Source organism: Ruegeria sp. AF5 (genome assembly GCF_056541905.1).
This window is the reverse complement of the sequence record NZ_JBQFYZ010000002.1, coordinates 473,006-489,548: the sequence shown is the minus strand read 5'-3', so window position 1 is coordinate 489,548 and position 16,543 is coordinate 473,006. Positions and strand designations below refer to the sequence as shown.

The window sequence follows — 16,543 nt, the reverse complement described above, 5'->3', positions numbered from 1 at the left end:
GCGATCTTTTGCGTGCTGGAAAATCAGTCAGCGAACGACATACACCGAGACGTTGGAATGCCGCACCACTCGCGCTGCATTCGGACCAAGCAGATAGTCCTTAAAATCCGGCTTATGCGCGCCGATCACAATCAGGTCGGAACCGGCACTTTCGGCGGTTTTCAGAATTTCCTGATAGGCTGTGCCTGTCGCAACGACATGCCGGATGCTTTCATTGCGCTCGGCCCCCAATGCCGAAATACACAGCGCCGTCAGCTTGGCCTGCGCCTCGGCCAACGCCTTGTCGTGAAAATCGGATTCAAAGAACCCGGACACCCAGCTTTCCCCGAAATCGGGCAACACAGTCACAACATCCAACTGTGCCCCTTCCAGATCCGCCAAAGCAGCGGCTTTTTGCAGGACCGGAGCATCAATCTCACCATTGCTGATATCAATGGCACACAGAACAGAACGTGTCATGCGGGCACCCCTTGTCTGGCGGCACGGCCGCGTTGCAGGAACGCGATGAGACCCAAAAGGATCATCGCTGGGATATACACCAGCTGCTTGGGCAGCTGTTCGGACGGTAAGCTGACCGAGGCCAGGCGTACGGGTTCATCGCCATAGTAGTCAAAGATGCCCAGATCGTCGGCCACTGGCGTGCCAAACAGCGGCTCGTCAAGCTTGACCAACCCGTCCTCGGGGACCAGCAGCAGGCCCATCGCCTCGACCCGTGCGGCCCCTCCTTCTTCGTCGCCCACAGTGACAACAACAGTTGTGTCCACCATCTCGAGCGTATCGAAATCGGGGCCTGCGACGACCAGACGTACATCTGTTCCCGGCCGTGTCTGACCAATGGTTTCTTCGAATGCAGCAGGTTCAACCGATTTGAACGGAGGCGAGATGCGATCCATGAAATAGTCCGGTCGGAACAGGGCAAATGCCACCAGAACGAGCGCGACACTTTCATAGATACGGCTGCGGGTCAGGAAATACCCCATCGTACCCGCCGTGAAGACCAGAATCGCTATGGTCGCGAAAACGGCCACCGTGATCCCTTCAAGCCATGTAACGTCGATCAAAAGAAGATCAGTGTTGAAGATGAACACAAAAGGCAGTGCCACGGTGCGCAGGCTGTAGAAGAACGCCGTGAAACCGGTTTTGATCGCATCGCCGCCGGACACAGCCGCCGCCGCGAAGCTTGCAAGCCCAACAGGCGGTGTAACATCGGCCATAATCCCGAAGTAAAACACAAACAGGTGCACAGCGATCAACGGTACAATCAGCCCGCTTTGCGCGCCCAGTTCAACGACTACCCCGGCCATCAACGAGCTGACTACGATATAATTCGCCGTGGTCGGCAGACCCATGCCCAGAATCAGGCTGAGCAGCCCAACCATGACCAGCATAAGGATAAGATTGCCGCCTGAAAGGAACTCGACCAGGTCAGCCATTACCTGACCAACACCCGTCAAAGTCACTGTGCCGACGATCACGCCCGCAGTGGCAGTTGCCAGCGCGATACCGATCATGTTCCGTGCACCATCAATCAACCCCTGCCACAGGTCAGCGACGCCATCGACAAAGGTGTTCTTGAGATTGCTCTGCCCCCGGAAAAGAGCCTTGAGCGGTTTCTGCGTCAGCAGGATTACGAACAGCAAAGCGGTCGCCCAGAACGCCGACAGTCCAGGCGATTTCTGTTCGATCATCAGGAAGTAAACCAGAACGATGATCGGCAGCAGGTAATGCAAACCTGCCTTATAAATATCAGCGATAACAGGAAGCGTGACCTCTTTTGCATTCGGGTCGTCCGGCTCAAGGTCCGGCACCTGAGCGGCCAGATAGAGCAATCCGACATAAACCGCGCAGACGATCAAGCTCAGCACCAGGCCTGCCGCAGACGGTACCCAGCTTGTTACAGCATCGACCGGGAATTGCGAGCCGTAACAAAGCCCTGCAAACACCAGGAAGAAAGCCAACATACCCACAACGGTTCGCGCCAGATGCACGTCACGGTCGCCCAAAGTCGGCATGTTTCGCTTCACAGCTTCCAAATGCACGATATAGACCAGCGCGATGTAAGAAATCGCCGCAGGGAGGAAGGCGTGGGTGATCACCTCGACATATGAGATGCCCACATATTCCACCATCAGGAAGGCAGCCGCGCCCATCACAGGTGGCATGATCTGACCGTTGACCGATGAGGCCACTTCGACCGATCCGGCCTGTTCACTGCTAAAGCCCACACGCTTCATCAGCGGAATGGTAAATGTTCCGGTCGTCACAACGTTGGCAATCGACGAGCCCGAGATCAGGCCGGTTGCAGCGGAACCAACAACGGCCGCCTTTGCCGGACCACCGCGCAGATGCCCGAGCGCACCAAAGGCCATCTTGATGAAATAGTTCCCTGCCCCGGCCTTATCCAGCAGCGCGCCAAACAGCACGAACAGGAACACGAATTTGGTGGAAACGCCCAATGCGATGCCAAACACGCCTTCTGACGTGATCCACATGTGGCTCATCGCCTTTTTGAGACTCGCACCTTTCCAGCGGATAACTTCCGGCACCCATTCAGATGCGCCAAAGAAGACATAGGCCAAAAAGATCGTCGCGATAATTGCCATGGCCGGGCCAAGCGCGCGTCGCGCGGCCTCGAACAGTAGCACCAAGCCAAGCAACGCGACCCATTTGTCCGTATCGTCGGCCAAACCGCCCGCATTTACGATCTTGTTATAGAAAAAATAGCCATACAGCGCGACGAACGCACCGACCAAGCCCATGATCCAATCCTGAGTCGGGATAAAGCCACGCGGGCTGGACTTTAGTGCCGGATAAGCTGCAAAGGCCAGAAACAGAGCGAAGGCAAGATGGAATTGCCGCGCATTGTTTACCACACTGCCCGGCAACACGTAGTTCGCGAGCGGCGACGCCAGGATAACCTGAAAAATCGACCAGATCGCGGCTACAATGGCCAGGAAGACACCTACATTCCCGACCGGATTACGCCCGCCCGCGTCGGATGATGCGACCAGATCCTGAAGCTCTTCTTCGGAAAGCGGACGATTGGATTGAGTGTCGGAATTCATCAAATGTCTCCCCGTCGTGGCCATTTTTGACCTTCTGACTCACCTGCTTGGTACAGGCGTTGTGCAGGGCGCCCTAAAAAGCGCCCTGCTTCAGGTCTGGTTTACTGAATCCAGCCTTTTTCTTTGTAATACTTCTCGGCCCCCGGATGCAGCGGTGCAGACAGGCCATCTGCGATCATTTCTTCGGGCTTGAGGTTGGCAAACGCCGGGTGCAGTTTTTTGAAGTCTTCGAAGTTTTCAAAGACCGAGCTGACCACCGCATATACCGCGTCGTCCGACACATCTGCCGAAGTCACAAAAGTCGCACCTACGCCAAACGTCTGGGTGTCGCCGTCAGAACCACGGTACATGCCACCGGGGATGGTTGCAGTACGGTAGAACGAATTGTCGTTGACCAGCTTGTCTACGGCTTCACCGCTGACATTCACCAGAACCGAGTCACAGGCTGTGGTGGCTTCCTGGATCGAACCAGACGGGTGACCAACGGTATAAACCATAGCATCGATCTGGTTGTCGCACAGGGCAGCCGATTGTTCAGCCGCTTTCAGCTCTGTCGCCAGTTCGAAATCATCGGTGGTCCAGCCCATTTCGCCCAGAAGAACTTCCATGGTGCCGCGCTGACCGGAACCGGGGTTCCCGATGTTCACGCGCTTGCCTTTCAGGTCTTCAAAGTTTGTGATGCCTGCATCGGCGCGGGCCACAACGGTAAAGGGCTCGGGGTGGACCGAGAACACCGCACGCAGGTTTTCGAAAGGACCGGCCTCTTCAAATTTCGAGGTGCCGTTATACGCGTGATACTGCCAGTCGGACTGGGCAACACCGAATTCCAGCTCGCCTTCGCGAATTGTGTTGATGTTGTAGACCGAGCCACCGGTCGATTCGACCGAGCAGCGGACACCGTGTTCCTTCCGGCCCTTGTTTACCAGACGGCAGATCGCGCCACCTGTCGGATAGTAAACACCGGTCACGCCGCCGGTACCGATTGTAATGAACTCTTCGGCATACGCCGCCGGAGCCAACATGGCTGCGGTTACAAACGCGCCGAGGCTCAATTTGCTGCTGTTTCTCATTTCAATACTCCCACATTTTTTGTCTGGCAGTTGGAATTCAAATCGATCATCTGCCCATAAAACTATGCCGATAACGATGATCGGCCCGCCTTACAGCAGGTACAACCTGTTGAATTTTCCAGTTTCTCCCAACCCCTTTGAGGGTTCATTCAGATACTTTCAATGTCAAGGCCAGCGCCAGCCTGACTCGCATCAATCCGCATATATGAGCGCAAATTTCGAATTTTCCCCTCTGACACACAGGAATACCCGCCAGATCGGTCTTCCTGATCTTTGCTACCAAATCTGTTCAGGTCGGTTCAACAGCGGGTCATATATGGTGCCCTTTCGCAGGGAGAAGTTGATACCAGAGGACTGAAAGGAACCAGACCAGATCGAAAAGTAAGAATTAAGTGTGCGAACACGCAAGTGGCCCGAAAAGAAAAAACAGGAAGCAGGTTCCCCTAACTCCCTGTTTTTACTTTGGTACCCAAGGCCGGACTCGAACCGGCACGGTATCACTACCGGGGGATTTTGAATCCCCTGCGTCTACCATTCCGCCACTTGGGCCACGGACACTGGATTAGCGCCCATCCGAGGGAAGGTCCAGAGGCAAAAATCATCCAATAATCCATTTGTTTCGACCGAGATGGTTGACGGGCCGTCAGGTGCATGGTTTGGCTTTCCAGGGCCGAGAACGGGATTTGAGTGCTTAATGTTGCGATCACTTTATGACTGGACAATTCGTCTGGCGGAACACCCTCATGCGCTGTGGGCGCTGGCTGTTGTGGCCTTTGTCGAAAGCTCGTTCTTTCCAATCCCCCCCGACGTTCTGATGATTCCGATGATCCTGGCGCGCCCGTCGCGCGCCTGGCTGATTGCAACTGTTGCTCTGGTGGCTTCGGTTCTGGGAGGGATGCTGGGCTATGCGATTGGTGCGTTTTTCTATGAAAGTCTGGGGCAGCCCATTCTTGAATCCATGGGCAAGGCCCATGCGATGGAAGAATTCAACACCCGCTTCAACGATTTCGGGTTCTGGGCGGTCCTGGCCGCCGGAGTGACGCCTTTCCCGTACAAGGTCATCACCATCATGTCCGGCTGGACAGGAATGCCGCTTGGGACATTCATCGCAACGTCGATACTGGCACGAGCGCTCAGGTTCTTCCTTGTTGCGGCCTTGCTTTGGGGCTTTGGCGAGCCGATCCGTGAATTTATTGAAAAACGCTTGGGGCTGATGTTCACCTTGTTCATCGTCCTCCTGTTCGGCGGCTTCCTGGTGGTGAAATACCTATGACGAGACGTTCACAACTTATCGCACTGGCAAGTCTTGGGTCCCTGGCCCTTCTGCTGGCAGCTTTCGGCTTTCAATATCTGGGCGGCCTTGCCCCCTGTAAAATGTGTATCTGGCAGCGCTACCCGCATGGGGTCGCAATCGCGATTGGCGTTTTGGCGTTGGCCTTACCAAGGCTAAGTTTCCTGCCCCTCTGTGGCGCAATGGCCGCCGCCGCCACTTCGGGCATCGGGTTCTATCACGCCGGCGTTGAGCAGGGGTGGTGGGAAGGTCCGACCAGTTGCACATCCGGCAGCATCACTGGGATGTCGAATGACGATCTGTTCGATCAGATTATGTCCGCGCCTTTGGTTCGCTGCGACGATATTCCGTGGGAAATGTTCAACATCTCGATGGCTGGGTGGAATGCCATTGCCTCGGCTGTTCTGGTGCTGATCTGGCTCGCGGCGTGGAAGTCAGAGCGGGCCTAGAATTCGTCCAGCTCCGCGTCCCAATACAGAAAATCGATCCAGCTTTCGTGCAAGTGATTGGGGGGGAATTTCCGACCAACATTGCGCAGTGCTTCGGCGTCAGGCTGGCGCGGCGGCTTACGCAGGTTCATTCCTGCCTGACGCAGTGATTTCGACCCTTTGCGCAGGTTGCAAGGGCTGCACGCCGCCACAACGTTCTGCCAACTGGTCACCCCGCCAGCGGCGCGTGGCACCACATGATCAAAGGTAAGATCACCGCGACTGCCACAGTACTGGCATCGGAACTCGTCCCTCAGAAATAAATTAAAGCGCGTGAAGGCCACGCGCTTTCTGGGTTTTACATAGTCTTTCAAAACAACGACCGAAGGTATTCGGATCTGCGTACTCGGGCTGCGAACCACTTCGTCGTATTCGGCCACGATGTCGACCCGATCCAGCCAGGCCGCCTTGATCGCCTCTTGCCAGGGCCACAGGGACAACGGGTAATAAGACAGGGGGCGATAATCGGCGTTCAAAACCAATGCGGGATGATGCTTCAGCGCACCAGGCTCCCTGACAAATTCGGTCCTGAAGTCTCCGTCCATATCAGAATCGCTCCTCGCTCTGCTCTGCCTGTTTTTGACATCAGAGCGGGGAACACCCGCCCCGGCCTTAGTATAACTATATATCGTGTTAATACTCTGACAAGCCCTGATTTTCCACAATATGTCGCAAACTGGGTAATGCGAATCCGTAACAGGCACATGACAGTTATCCACAGCTTGCGCGGGGTGCACTCTTCGGGGTATGCGCACGTCATGTCCTGGTTCATTCGCTTCAACAAACCTTATGATGTGCTGCCGCAGTTCACCGACCGCGACAATGCGGATACTCCGCGCAGTACACTGTCCGATTTCATCGATCTGCCCGGGGTTTATCCCGCCGGTCGACTGGACCGTGACAGCGAAGGTTTGATGCTACTGACTGACCACGGCAAGTTACAGGCGCAGATCTCGGACCCCAAGCACAAGATGGCAAAAACCTATTGGGTTCAGGTCGAAGGTATTCCGGACGAAACTGCCCTGAAAGCGCTGCGAAACGGCGTCGAGTTGAAAGACGGCCTGACCCGTCCGGCGAAGGTGCGCCAGATCGACGAGCCGGACAACCTGTGGCCCCGCACCCCACCAATCCGCGAGCGCGAGACGGTACCAGACAGTTGGATAGAACTGTCCATACGCGAGGGCAAAAACCGTCAGGTGCGTCGAATGACGGCCGCCGTGGGCTTGCCGACCCTGCGCCTGATCCGCTGCCGCATCGGTGACTGGACATTGGACGACCTGGAACCGGGCCAGTGGGACAGCCTGCCCATGCCGTCCCTGAACTCCACACCGCAACGAAAACGCGACCGTCGACCGCGCCGGTGACATACCCTGCCCTGATCTGCTAAACTCGGGTCATGAAACTAACCCCCGGAATACCGGCCCCTTCGGCGATTCTGGAAGCGTCGCTTTATGTCGATGATCTGGACGCAGCGGAACAGTTTTACGGCGAAGTACTGGGCCTGGAACGCATTCAGCGCGTCGCCGACCGCCACGTGTTTTACCGAATTGGCGGATCGGTCCTGCTGATCTTTAACCCGGAACAGACGGAACAGCCGCCCCTCAACCCGGACATGCCTGTTCCGTCCCACGGCGCCCGTGGTGCAGGACACGTGTGTCTTGTACTGACCCGAGATGAAATCGCGGTAATGCGCAAGCACCTTCTGGACTGGAATGTCCCCGTAGATGCAGAATTCGACTGGCCCGGAGGCGCACGTTCCTTGTACGTGCGCGACCCGGCCGGAAACTCAGTCGAATTTGCGGAAGCCCATCTTTGGTCTTGAGCCAATACAGAACGACCGTGTTCCGCTGAACTGACCTTACTGGCTAAAGGCTCAGCTTGTCGCGCATGAAGGCCAGGGCCACACTCAGCCCGTCCGGGGCGATTCCGTGCCCGGTGCCCTTCATGACATGGGCATAGACCTCCTTGAAACCGGCGGATTGCAGGGCCTCTGCCGCTTCGGGCAAGGATTGCGGCGGGACGACGTCGTCGGCATCGCCATGCACCAGCAGTACAGGCATCCGGCTGACGGTTTCGTCTGCCAGAAGGTCCGCCTCTAGCAAACGTCCAGAGAAAGCGACAATTCCTGCCACGGGGTCTTCGCGGCGGGGCGCGACATACAGGCTCATCATCGTACCCTGGCTGAAACCAAAAAGGACAACCTGTTCGGGCAACAGGTCTTCATCCACCATCAGAGCATCCAGAAAGGCGTTGAAATCCTCGACCGCCATTTCCATGCCCCTGCGCGCCTCTTCCTCAGACGACCCGTCAATCCAGGGAATCGGAAACCACTGAAAACCATTGGGCATTCCGGGGATCTGCTCGGGCGCGTCCGGGGCCACGAACAATGTGTCGGGCAGATGTTCACCCAGCGGGTCGGCCAAACCCAGCAGATCGGCACCGTTTGCGCCATAGCCATGTACGAACACCACAACCGAGCGCGTGTCGCCCGAAACAGGCTCTTTCCGGAGCGCATTCAAAACCCGTGTCATCTGATCCCTTCTCTTTGCTTTGCAACCCGGTAATAGGCCCACAGCACCCGCGCCGCAACCGAGCGCCAGGGCGACCAGGCCTCGGCCATCTTGCGCAGTTCTTTGTCCGTTGGACGGTTGGGCAGGTCATAAAGGATGCGCGCGGCCTCTTGCAGCGCCAGATCACCGGGGGCGATCACATCAGCGCGACCAAGTGAGAACATGGCGTATATCTCCGCGGTCCAGACGCCAATGCCTGACACTTGCGTCAGCGTGGTCAAAACTTCCGCATCAGAGGCATCACGTAACGCTTTGTAATCTATACGCGCTTCTGCCAACGCCTTTGCATAGCGGATCTTCTGACGGCTTAACCCTACGGCCCGCAGATCGTCATCCGTTGCCCACATGATCTTACGCGGACCCGTCAATTTGGCATCTTGCAGGCGTTTCCATATTGCATTGGCCGAAGCCACGCTGACTTGTTGGCTGACAATGGCACTCAGCAGTTGCGCGAACCCGTCGGGACGGCGACGTAACGGCAATGGGCCAGTCTGTTCCATTGCATAGGCCATGCGCGGACAGCTCTGGGCCAGCCAGTCGGCCCCTTCCGCCACACAATCCGGCGTTTCGATGATGCGGCCAACGGGCATCTGTTCTCCCTGCTCGGTTGTCACTGGCACGTTAGGCGCATGTGCCGCAGATGCAACCGGCTTGTGCCGCAAACACTTAGCCGATAACCATTCCGCCATGACCATGATCTCGACCCTTCCCGATGACCGTCAGGCCAAACGCAACGTTGCTGTCTTGGTGGCGGCGCAGGCCATTCTGGGCGCGCAGATGCCAATGATGTTCATCGTCGGAGGGCTGGCGGGTCAGTCGCTGGCGACCAATCCCTGCCTGGCAACATTGCCCATTTCGCTGATTGTTCTGGGATCGATGCTGGCAGCCACGCCGATCTCGGCCATCATGCAAAAATGGGGGCGTCGGGTCGGGTTCCTTGTTGGCGCAACATCCGGTGCGTTGGGCGGGCTGATCGGAGCCTATGGCCTGTTTCTTGGCTCTTTCCCCGTCTTCCTTGTCGGCAGCCTGTTAACAGGCATCTACATGAGCGCCCACGGATTCTACCGGTTCGCCGCAGCGGACACCGCATCGGACGAGTTCCGCCCCAAAGCGATTTCCTATGTCATGGCTGGTGGATTGGCAGCTGCCATCATTGGCCCGCAGATCGTAAAGCTCACGTCCGAAGCCTACGTCATCCCGTTTCTGGGCACCTATCTGGCTGTCATTGGGATCAATGTTCTGGGGTCCGCCCTGTTCTTCTTCCTTGATATCCCAACGCCTGCAAAACCCACCGGCACCGAGCCCAAGGGGCGGTCGCGACTGGAATTGCTGAAAACACCCCGCATCGCCGTGGCCATCATATGTGCCATGGTATCTTACGCGCTGATGAATCTTGTGATGACTTCGACGCCGTTGGCCGTGGTAGGTTGTGGTTACTCGGCTAATGACGCGGCTGACATCGTCACCAGCCACGTGCTGGCCATGTATGTGCCCAGTTTCTTTACGGGTCACCTGATCGCCCGGTTTGGCATCGAAAGGATTGTGGCGCTGGGTCTGGCAATTCTTGCAGCCGCTGGACTGGTCGCCTTGCAGGGCGTTGATTTAGGGAACTTTTTCGTCGCTCTCATTCTTCTTGGTGTTGGGTGGAACTTTGGCTTTATCGGCGCGACCACGATGCTGGCCGCATCGCATGAGCCGCAGGAGCGCGGCCGGATGCAGGGCCTCAACGACCTGCTGGTGTTTGGCGGAGTGACTATGGCCTCGCTGGCTTCGGGTGGATTGATGAACTGCTCGGGCGGTTCCCCGGTCGAAGGGTGGACAGCAGTCAACCTTGCAATGATCCCATTGCTGACACTGGCAGGCGGGGCCCTGTTGTGGCTGGTTCTGCGACCGGCCGACCCGGAACGGGCCTGATCACCAGCGCCCGCTGCCCGCAGTCCACATCAAGGACAGTCGTTGCCGTATTTCTCCCGGTGCAAGCGCACCTGTGGCAACACGTTCTGGGCTAGCTATGGCTTGCTTCAAAATCCGTTCGGCCAACCAACCGGAATATAATGCCGGCCGTGCCTTGGCCGAAATCTCAGCCCGATGCGATCTGGCTTTTTGCAGGCGATTCAAGGCGGTTCCGGCCAAGGCACGCACCCCTTCAAGGGTACCGTCCAAAAGCGGTATCCGCCCGCGTTGTTCCAGTTCAGGAATAGCCCTGAGCCAATTCGCCACCCCAACCGCATATCCAAAGTCACGCAACACAGTTTCATCGGCCACCCCCAGCGCCTGGGCTGATGCAACAACCAATGAGCCCGTGCTTTGATCGATGTAGGCGTCAAAGTGCTCCTGATCTTCGAACGGATCACGATATATATCCCAACGCCTTACGGCCACATATTCATCCAAAACACCAGCCAGATGGGGCGAAAGAACCTGTGACAAGGGTGTTACCACCTCGTGCCGCCGTACGGTTGCCCCTTCAGCAATTTCCTGTAACGCGTCACGCCACCATTGCAGCCGCATCTCGGCGATCATCGGCTCTTGCGTCACCCAGGGCGCGCGGGCAACTTCGACGTTCAACGCGTAAATCGGGAACAGGACTACACGGTCTGCCACCGGTGCAGCCATCGCAGCGCGGAAACGATCTGGATCAGCCCGTTGCACAAGTTCCGCGCAGGCCTTGACGTCTTGGTCAAAGACCACGCTCACTCGGCTGCTGCCTTTTTCGGATCACAATCGCGCACCAGTTTCCATTGAATCGCATCCAGAAGCGCCTCGAAAGACGCATCGACTATATTCGCGCTGACGCCCACGGTGGACCAGCGCCGCCCCTGCCCGTCTTCGCTGTCGATGATGACACGCGTGACCGCTTCGGTGCCGCCTTGCGTAATCCGCACCTTGAAGTCGACCAGACGCATATCTGACAACACCTGTGAATACTGGCCCAGATCCTTGGCCAAGGCTTTGGCTAAGGCGTTCACCGGCCCCCTGTCGCTGCCTGACTCGTCCATGGATTCGCTGACAGACAGCTTCTTTTCACCATCCACTCTTACTACAACAACGGCCTCGGACAGGCTGACCATCTTGTTGTATTTGTTCTTACGCCGTTCAACGGTGACTTTGTAACGCTTGACCTCGAAGAACTCAGGCAATTGACCCAGCTCTTCCCGCGCCAGCAGTTCAAAACTGGCCTGAGCGGTGTCATAGGAATATCCATCCGCCTCGCGGGCCTTTATCTGGTCAAGGATGCGGCCAAGTGCGGGGTCACCTGCCTCAACACGCAAACCAGCCTCGGTCAAACGCTTGCGCAGGTTTGACTGACCAGCTTGGTTCGACATCGGAATGATGCGGGCGTTCCCGACGCTTGCGGGGTCCACATGCTCATATGTCGATGGGTCCTTGAGGATCGCGCTGGCGTGCAGTCCGGCCTTATGTGCAAAAGCCGACGCCCCGACATAAGCCGCCTGCTTGCTGGGCACCCGATTCAGGACATCATCCAGCATCCGGCTGATCCGGGTCAAACCAGCCAAAGCCTCACGGCTGACACCAATATCAAACTGCGACGCATAGGGTTCCTTCAACAACAGCGTCGGGATCAAAGCGGTCAGGTTCGCATTGCCGCAACGTTCGCCCAAACCATTCAATGTACCCTGAATTTGCCGTGCACCGGCCTCAACAGCAGCCAGAGAACAGGCAACGGCATTTTCGGTATCGTTATGGGTGTGAATGCCCAGCCGATCACCGGGCAGCCCGGCTGCGATCACCTCGGATACAATCCGCCCGACCTCGGACGGCAAAGCGCCACCATTTGTGTCGCACAGGACAACCCACCGCGCGCCAGCCTCAAGCGCTGCGCGACAAACATCCACGGCATATTCCGGATTGTCCTTGTAGCCGTCAAAGAAATGTTCCGCATCAAACAGCGCTTCTCGCCCCTGCGCGACGATATGCGCGACCGAGGCGCGCACGTTTTCTGTGTTCTCTTCCAGTGAAATACCAAGCGCGTGGGTGACGTGATAATCATGCGACTTGCCGACCAGACAAACAGCCTGCGTTCCCGCATTCATCACGGCTGCCAGCACATCGTCATTCTCGGCTGATCGTCCTGCGCGTTTGGTCATGCCGAACGCCGTCAACCGGGCCGCGGTCTTTGGGGCCACCTCGAAAAACGCGCTATCGGTCGGGTTGGCGCCGGGCCAACCGCCTTCGATGTAATCCACGCCCAAAGTGTCCAGCGCCTGCGCGATCTGCACTTTTTCTGCGGTCGAAAACTGCACGCCCTGCGTTTGCTGCCCATCGCGCAGGGTTGTGTCGTAGAGGTAGAGGCGTTCCTTAGTCATCAGACCTCCTCCAGCTTGGCAGCATCAAAACCAGCGCCAGGCACCAGTTCGACACTGTCCTTGCTCATTCGAACCTCAAGCCCCACCGCAATATATGCTGCCTTCAAGCGATCAACTTCTGAGAAGTCCTTGCTTTGCATCGCGATTTCGCGTGCCTTCGCTAAACGGTCCGCATGAGAGGTCAAATCGACAGATGCGGTATCTGCCCAGTCGCTCATCTCAGGTAAAAGCAAACCCAGCAGTTGCGCACTGGCCAGCAGACCTGCGGCGTCACCGTCTGAAGCCAGACGATAAAGCTCGCTCATGGCACCTGCCGTATTCAGATCGTCACTTAGTGCTGCGATGACTTCAGGTGCCGCGCTGGCTGCGGGCTCGATGCCCGCTGTCAGCGCCCGCCACTTGCGCAGCGTCGCCTCGGCCTCACGCGCCTTTTTCTCGGTCCAGTCCATCGGCTTGCGATAGTGCGTCTGCAGAAAGACGAAGCGGATTACCTCGCCCGGCACACCCTGCTCCAACAGATCATGCACGGTAAAGAAATTGCCCAGCGATTTGGACATCTTCTTGCCCTCAACCTGCAACATCTCGTTGTGCATCCAGACCCGCGCAAACTCCCCATGCGGGTGAGCGCATTTGCTCTGGGCGATCTCGTTTTCATGATGCGGGAACATCAGGTCATTGCCACCCCCGTGGATATCAAAGCTCTCGCCCAGCAGTTCATAGCTCATGGCCGAGCATTCGATGTGCCAGCCCGGACGTCCCCGGCCCCACGGGCTGTCCCAGCCCGGCAGATCATCAGTCGAAGGCTTCCACAACACGAAATCCATCGGGTTTTTCTTGTATGGAGCCACCTCGACCCGCGCGCCCGCAATCATGTCATCGACCGACCGGCCAGACAGTTTGCCATAGCTTTCTTTCCAGCTGTCGACCGCGAACAGAACATGACCTTCGGCGGCATAGGCGTGACCCTTGGCAATCAGGTCTTCGATCATCGCGATCATCTGGGCGATATACTGGGTCGCGCGTGGCATCTGGTTGGGTTCCAACGCTCCCAACGCGCCCATGTCGTGCAAGTACCAATCGATGGTCTCGTCCGACCGCTCCTGCACCAATTGCTCAAGCGTGCCTTCTGCGCCCGCCTGTTTGCGCGCCAATGCCGTTGCGTTGATCTTGTCGTCCACGTCGGTGAAGTTGCGCACATAGGTCACGTGCTCTGTGCCATAGACATGGCGCAACACGCGGTAGAGCACATCGAACACAACCACCGGGCGGGCATTACCCAAATGGGCACGATCATAGACCGTTGGGCCACAGACATACATCCGCACGTTTTCAGGATCGATCGGTACGAAGTCTTCCTTCGTCCGCGTCCGTGTGTTGTGCAGCTTGATCGTCGTCATCGGTCGGGCTCCTAAGAAACAGTAAAGGCTTACGCGTTGGCGCGGGCTTAGCAACTTGTCTCAGGGATGAAAACGAAAGAAACCGGCCCGCTTGATAAATCAGCAGGTAATGCAGCAGATAATAATGATGCAGGTCACCGGGTTCATGGGACATCGGTTAGCATGGGATCATTCCCAAGCCAAGTGTTGAGTTTGCCATCCCCGTTCGGCACAGTGCCGAACATGGACCGAGATTTCGTCAATTCCATCTGCAAAACGCTGCCCGGCGCTGAACTGTCCGATCCCTGGGGCGGTGGCCATGACGCCTGGAAAATTGGTGGCAAAATGTTCGCCTGTATCGGGATCGCAAATGACGGTGTTTCCGTAAAAACGCCCGATATCGAAACGGCGCAGATGCTGATAGACACCGGGATCGGCGTAAAAGCCCCCTATTTCCACCGCAGCTGGGTGCGTCTTCCGTTTGACACCGGTGCAGACGAAATGCGCCATCGTTTGACTGTGTCCTATGACCTTGTCCGCGCATCATTGACCAAAAAACTTCAGGCCTCGATAGCGCCGCGAAGCTGATTGACAAACGTCCGCCGCTCTGCCCCATTCAGCGCAGAGTAACCGGGGCCCTTGTCATGGAATTGTCCAAGCGCATCACGCAGATCACCGGCGGCAGCGACGGGTGGGAGGTGTTCAATCGGGCCCGACGGATGCTGAATGAAGGGCATGCTGTGACAGAATTGACAATCGGCGAGCATGACGTTCGTACCGACTCGTCGATCCTGCACGCTATGGACCAGTCGGCCCGCAACGGTCACACCGGTTATGCCACGGTGCCCGGAACAGATTTGCTGCGCGATACGGTTGCTACCCGGGTTCAGTCCCGCACAGGTATCCCAACGACGCGCAACAATGTACTGATCACGCCCGGTGGGCAGTCCGCCCTTTTCGCCGCGCATATGGCGGTGTGCGATCCCGGCGACACCGGGCTGTATCTGGACCCGTATTATGCCACCTATCCCGGGACGATTCGCGGCGCCGGGGCCATCGCCCGCGCTGTTCGGACCGCTGCAGAGGATGCATTTCAACCGCGCGCAGATTTGATTGATGCAGCGGCGGAAGGCGCGGTTTCGCTGTTGATCAACACGCCGAACAACCCGACCGGAGTGGTGTATTCCCGTCAGTCACTTGAATCCATTGCCGATGTTTGCCAACGCCGTGACCTGTGGCTGATATCAGACGAAGTCTATGACACCCAGATCTGGGAGGGCGAGCACCTGTCTGCCCGCGCGCTGCCCGGAATGGCCGACCGTACCTTAGTGGTTGGATCAATGTCCAAATCACATGCCATGACCGGGTCCCGATGCGGGTGGATCGTTGGTCCGGAATACGTGATCCGCCACCTGATAGATCTGGCTACTCATACAACTTATGGCGTTCCGGGGTTCATTCAGGACGCGGCCAGCTTTGCACTGACCGCAGGACACGAACTTGAAAACAAGATCGCCGCGCCATTCCGTCGCCGCCGTTCATTGGCGATGGACATATTGGCGGCGCAGAACACAGTGGGGCTCGTCCCGGCGCAGGGTTCTATGTATCTGATGCTGGATATACGGGCGACCGGGCTGACGGGCGAAGGGTTTGCGAACGCCCTGCTGGACACTCATGCGATTGCCGTCATGCCGGGCGAAAGCTTTGGCAAAGCCGCAGCGGGTCACATTCGGGTTGCCATGACCGTGGATGATGAGAAATTTGTCAGTGCCTTGAGAACCCTGTGCATGTTTTCAGCGCAGCTCGCCAAGCGACACGCGGCTGAATAGCTGCATCTAAAACCGAAATGTCGTACGCAGGTTGAAAACATTGGTGTCCAGACTGCCGCTGGATCGGGTGACATCGTCGAAATTCTGCCGCAGTGCCTCACCGCTGATAACGAAATTCTCGCCAATCGGATAGGCCAATCCGATTCCGTAAACCGCTGCCGTGTCACTGTCGACCGAGGTATCAGCCCGCGCCGCGCCCACGACCACGTATCCCAGAGCGTTACCGAATTCATATCCGCCACGCAGTTTCAAGCTGGTCATGCTGTCGAGACTGCCCTGAGACTGGCCAAGGTTCAGGGACAGCCGGTTATATTCCAACTCACCGCCCAGAACGAAATTTCCAAAGTCCTGATCATAGCCCAGATGCGCACCAAAGGCCGTATCATCGCCATTCGCACCGCCCGGACCGTCGGCATCTGCAAATCCAAAACTGAACCCTGCATACCCGCCAGTCCAATCCTCAGCCGCAACAGGGCTAGCTCCGGCGATCAATATCGCAACAACAAGGACGGAAAAAGGGTTCATA

Annotated in this window: 17 protein-coding genes and 1 tRNA gene; 7 read left to right on the top strand and 11 right to left on the bottom strand. The window is 57.3% G+C overall.

Annotated elements, in window-relative coordinates:
* Positions 1–27: 27 nt before the first annotated feature.
* The 4 genes from ACR0DS_RS05925 to ACR0DS_RS05910 form a co-directional block, all read right to left on the bottom strand.
* On the bottom strand, positions 28–459 hold the full coding sequence (locus tag ACR0DS_RS05925) for a universal stress protein (RefSeq protein WP_267364463.1): 432 nt from the start codon (positions 457–459) through the stop codon (positions 28–30).
* Complete coding sequence (locus ACR0DS_RS05920; protein WP_480557908.1) at positions 456–3,065, bottom strand: TRAP transporter permease; 2,610 nt, start codon at positions 3,063–3,065, stop codon at positions 456–458. The genes ACR0DS_RS05925 and ACR0DS_RS05920 overlap by 4 nt, the downstream gene beginning before the upstream one ends.
* A gap of 101 nt (positions 3,066–3,166) precedes the next feature.
* Positions 3,167–4,135, bottom strand: a complete 969-nt coding sequence (locus ACR0DS_RS05915) for a TAXI family TRAP transporter solute-binding subunit (protein ID WP_267364467.1) — start codon at positions 4,133–4,135, stop codon at positions 3,167–3,169.
* 463 nt (positions 4,136–4,598) lie between these two features.
* Positions 4,599–4,684 (bottom strand) — tRNA-Leu (locus ACR0DS_RS05910).
* A 145-nt stretch (positions 4,685–4,829) separates the two neighbouring features.
* Here ACR0DS_RS05910 and ACR0DS_RS05905 point away from each other — a divergent pair.
* Both ACR0DS_RS05905 and ACR0DS_RS05900 read left to right on the top strand, forming a co-directional pair.
* Positions 4,830–5,408 carry a YqaA family protein gene (locus ACR0DS_RS05905; RefSeq protein ID WP_480472921.1) on the top strand — a complete coding sequence of 193 codons (579 nt, stop codon included), beginning with the start codon at positions 4,830–4,832 and terminating at the stop codon, positions 5,406–5,408.
* Positions 5,405–5,875, top strand: coding sequence for a disulfide bond formation protein B (locus tag ACR0DS_RS05900; protein ID WP_480537932.1), 471 nt, complete (start codon positions 5,405–5,407; stop codon positions 5,873–5,875). Before ACR0DS_RS05905 ends, ACR0DS_RS05900 begins: the two co-directional genes overlap by 4 nt.
* Here ACR0DS_RS05900 and ACR0DS_RS05895 read toward each other — a convergent pair.
* Positions 5,872–6,459 carry an HNH endonuclease gene (locus ACR0DS_RS05895; RefSeq protein ID WP_480485548.1) on the bottom strand — a complete coding sequence of 196 codons (588 nt, stop codon included), beginning with the start codon at positions 6,457–6,459 and terminating at the stop codon, positions 5,872–5,874. The two genes, ACR0DS_RS05900 and ACR0DS_RS05895, sit on opposite strands and share 4 nt — an antisense overlap.
* A gap of 213 nt (positions 6,460–6,672) precedes the next feature.
* Between ACR0DS_RS05895 and ACR0DS_RS05890 the strand changes: the two genes are divergently transcribed.
* Both ACR0DS_RS05890 and ACR0DS_RS05885 read left to right on the top strand, forming a co-directional pair.
* The gene (locus ACR0DS_RS05890; RefSeq protein ID WP_480557910.1) at positions 6,673–7,278 is read left to right on the top strand and encodes an rRNA large subunit pseudouridine synthase E; all 606 of its coding nucleotides are present in this window, start codon (positions 6,673–6,675) and stop codon (positions 7,276–7,278) included.
* Positions 7,279–7,310: 32 nt separating this feature from the next.
* Positions 7,311–7,736 (top strand): VOC family protein, encoded by a 426-nt coding sequence (locus ACR0DS_RS05885; protein WP_480545553.1) that lies wholly within the window; start codon positions 7,311–7,313, stop codon positions 7,734–7,736.
* 43 nt (positions 7,737–7,779) lie between these two features.
* On the opposite strand, the gene ACR0DS_RS05880 is transcribed toward ACR0DS_RS05885, so the two are convergent.
* Positions 7,780–8,445 carry an alpha/beta hydrolase gene (locus ACR0DS_RS05880; RefSeq protein WP_267364470.1) on the bottom strand — a complete coding sequence of 222 codons (666 nt, stop codon included), beginning with the start codon at positions 8,443–8,445 and terminating at the stop codon, positions 7,780–7,782.
* The gene (locus ACR0DS_RS05875; RefSeq protein WP_480557912.1) at positions 8,442–9,074 is read right to left on the bottom strand and encodes a DNA-3-methyladenine glycosylase family protein; all 633 of its coding nucleotides are present in this window, start codon (positions 9,072–9,074) and stop codon (positions 8,442–8,444) included. The genes ACR0DS_RS05880 and ACR0DS_RS05875 overlap by 4 nt, the downstream gene beginning before the upstream one ends.
* A 97-nt stretch (positions 9,075–9,171) precedes the next feature.
* Between ACR0DS_RS05875 and ACR0DS_RS05870 the strand changes: the two genes are divergently transcribed.
* Positions 9,172–10,398 carry an MFS transporter gene (locus tag ACR0DS_RS05870; RefSeq protein WP_480480803.1) on the top strand — a complete coding sequence of 409 codons (1,227 nt, stop codon included), beginning with the start codon at positions 9,172–9,174 and terminating at the stop codon, positions 10,396–10,398.
* On the opposite strand, the gene ACR0DS_RS05865 is transcribed toward ACR0DS_RS05870, so the two are convergent.
* From ACR0DS_RS05865 to cysS, 3 genes are read right to left on the bottom strand one after another with little or no spacing between them, the layout of a single operon-like run.
* Positions 10,399–11,175 (bottom strand): squalene/phytoene synthase family protein, encoded by a 777-nt coding sequence (locus tag ACR0DS_RS05865; RefSeq protein WP_480558322.1) that lies wholly within the window; start codon positions 11,173–11,175, stop codon positions 10,399–10,401.
* Positions 11,176–11,177: 2 nt separating this feature from the next.
* Positions 11,178–12,812: a citramalate synthase gene (gene cimA / locus ACR0DS_RS05860; protein ID WP_267364474.1), complete on the bottom strand. Its 1,635-nt coding sequence runs from the start codon at positions 12,810–12,812 to the stop codon at positions 11,178–11,180.
* Entirely contained in the window at positions 12,812–14,209 is a 1,398-nt protein-coding gene (cysS, locus tag ACR0DS_RS05855; RefSeq protein ID WP_480557914.1) for a cysteine--tRNA ligase, read from the bottom strand. The genes cimA and cysS overlap by 1 nt, the downstream gene beginning before the upstream one ends.
* A gap of 222 nt (positions 14,210–14,431) precedes the next feature.
* Here cysS and ACR0DS_RS05850 point away from each other — a divergent pair, with 222 nt between their 5' ends.
* On the top strand, positions 14,432–14,776 hold the full coding sequence (locus ACR0DS_RS05850; protein ID WP_480472937.1) for an MmcQ/YjbR family DNA-binding protein: 345 nt from the start codon (positions 14,432–14,434) through the stop codon (positions 14,774–14,776).
* A 56-nt stretch (positions 14,777–14,832) separates the two neighbouring features.
* Positions 14,833–16,017: a pyridoxal phosphate-dependent aminotransferase gene (locus ACR0DS_RS05845; protein ID WP_480557916.1), complete on the top strand. Its 1,185-nt coding sequence runs from the start codon at positions 14,833–14,835 to the stop codon at positions 16,015–16,017.
* Positions 16,018–16,023: 6 nt separating this feature from the next.
* Here ACR0DS_RS05845 and ACR0DS_RS05840 read toward each other — a convergent pair whose 3' ends face one another.
* On the bottom strand, positions 16,024–16,542 hold the full coding sequence (locus ACR0DS_RS05840) for an outer membrane protein (RefSeq protein ID WP_480485535.1): 519 nt from the start codon (positions 16,540–16,542) through the stop codon (positions 16,024–16,026).
* Between the last annotated feature and the right edge of the window lies 1 nt (position 16,543).

Excerpts from the sequence above, each read along its gene's own strand:
- ACR0DS_RS05920 (WP_480557908.1), bottom strand. The coding sequence starts at position 3,065 with ATGAATTCCGACACTCAATCCAATCGTCCGCTTTCCGAAGAAGAGCTT.
- ACR0DS_RS05905 (WP_480472921.1), top strand. The coding sequence starts at position 4,830 with ATGTTGCGATCACTTTATGACTGGACAATTCGTCTGGCGGAACACCCT.
- ACR0DS_RS05925 (WP_267364463.1), bottom strand. The coding sequence starts at position 459 with ATGACACGTTCTGTTCTGTGTGCCATTGATATCAGCAATGGTGAGATT.
- ACR0DS_RS05845 (WP_480557916.1), top strand. The coding sequence starts at position 14,833 with ATGGAATTGTCCAAGCGCATCACGCAGATCACCGGCGGCAGCGACGGG.
- ACR0DS_RS05895 (WP_480485548.1), bottom strand. The coding sequence starts at position 6,459 with ATGGACGGAGACTTCAGGACCGAATTTGTCAGGGAGCCTGGTGCGCTG.
- ACR0DS_RS05900 (WP_480537932.1), top strand. The coding sequence starts at position 5,405 with ATGACGAGACGTTCACAACTTATCGCACTGGCAAGTCTTGGGTCCCTG.
- ACR0DS_RS05885 (WP_480545553.1), top strand. The coding sequence starts at position 7,311 with ATGAAACTAACCCCCGGAATACCGGCCCCTTCGGCGATTCTGGAAGCG.
- ACR0DS_RS05875 (WP_480557912.1), bottom strand. The coding sequence starts at position 9,074 with ATGCCCGTTGGCCGCATCATCGAAACGCCGGATTGTGTGGCGGAAGGG.
- cimA (WP_267364474.1), bottom strand. The coding sequence starts at position 12,812 with ATGACTAAGGAACGCCTCTACCTCTACGACACAACCCTGCGCGATGGG.
- ACR0DS_RS05890 (WP_480557910.1), top strand. The coding sequence starts at position 6,673 with ATGTCCTGGTTCATTCGCTTCAACAAACCTTATGATGTGCTGCCGCAG.
- ACR0DS_RS05870 (WP_480480803.1), top strand. The coding sequence starts at position 9,172 with ATGACCATGATCTCGACCCTTCCCGATGACCGTCAGGCCAAACGCAAC.
- ACR0DS_RS05840 (WP_480485535.1), bottom strand. The coding sequence starts at position 16,542 with ATGAACCCTTTTTCCGTCCTTGTTGTTGCGATATTGATCGCCGGAGCT.
- ACR0DS_RS05880 (WP_267364470.1), bottom strand. The coding sequence starts at position 8,445 with ATGACACGGGTTTTGAATGCGCTCCGGAAAGAGCCTGTTTCGGGCGAC.
- ACR0DS_RS05915 (WP_267364467.1), bottom strand. The coding sequence starts at position 4,135 with ATGAGAAACAGCAGCAAATTGAGCCTCGGCGCGTTTGTAACCGCAGCC.
- cysS (WP_480557914.1), bottom strand. The coding sequence starts at position 14,209 with ATGACGACGATCAAGCTGCACAACACACGGACGCGGACGAAGGAAGAC.
- ACR0DS_RS05850 (WP_480472937.1), top strand. The coding sequence starts at position 14,432 with ATGGACCGAGATTTCGTCAATTCCATCTGCAAAACGCTGCCCGGCGCT.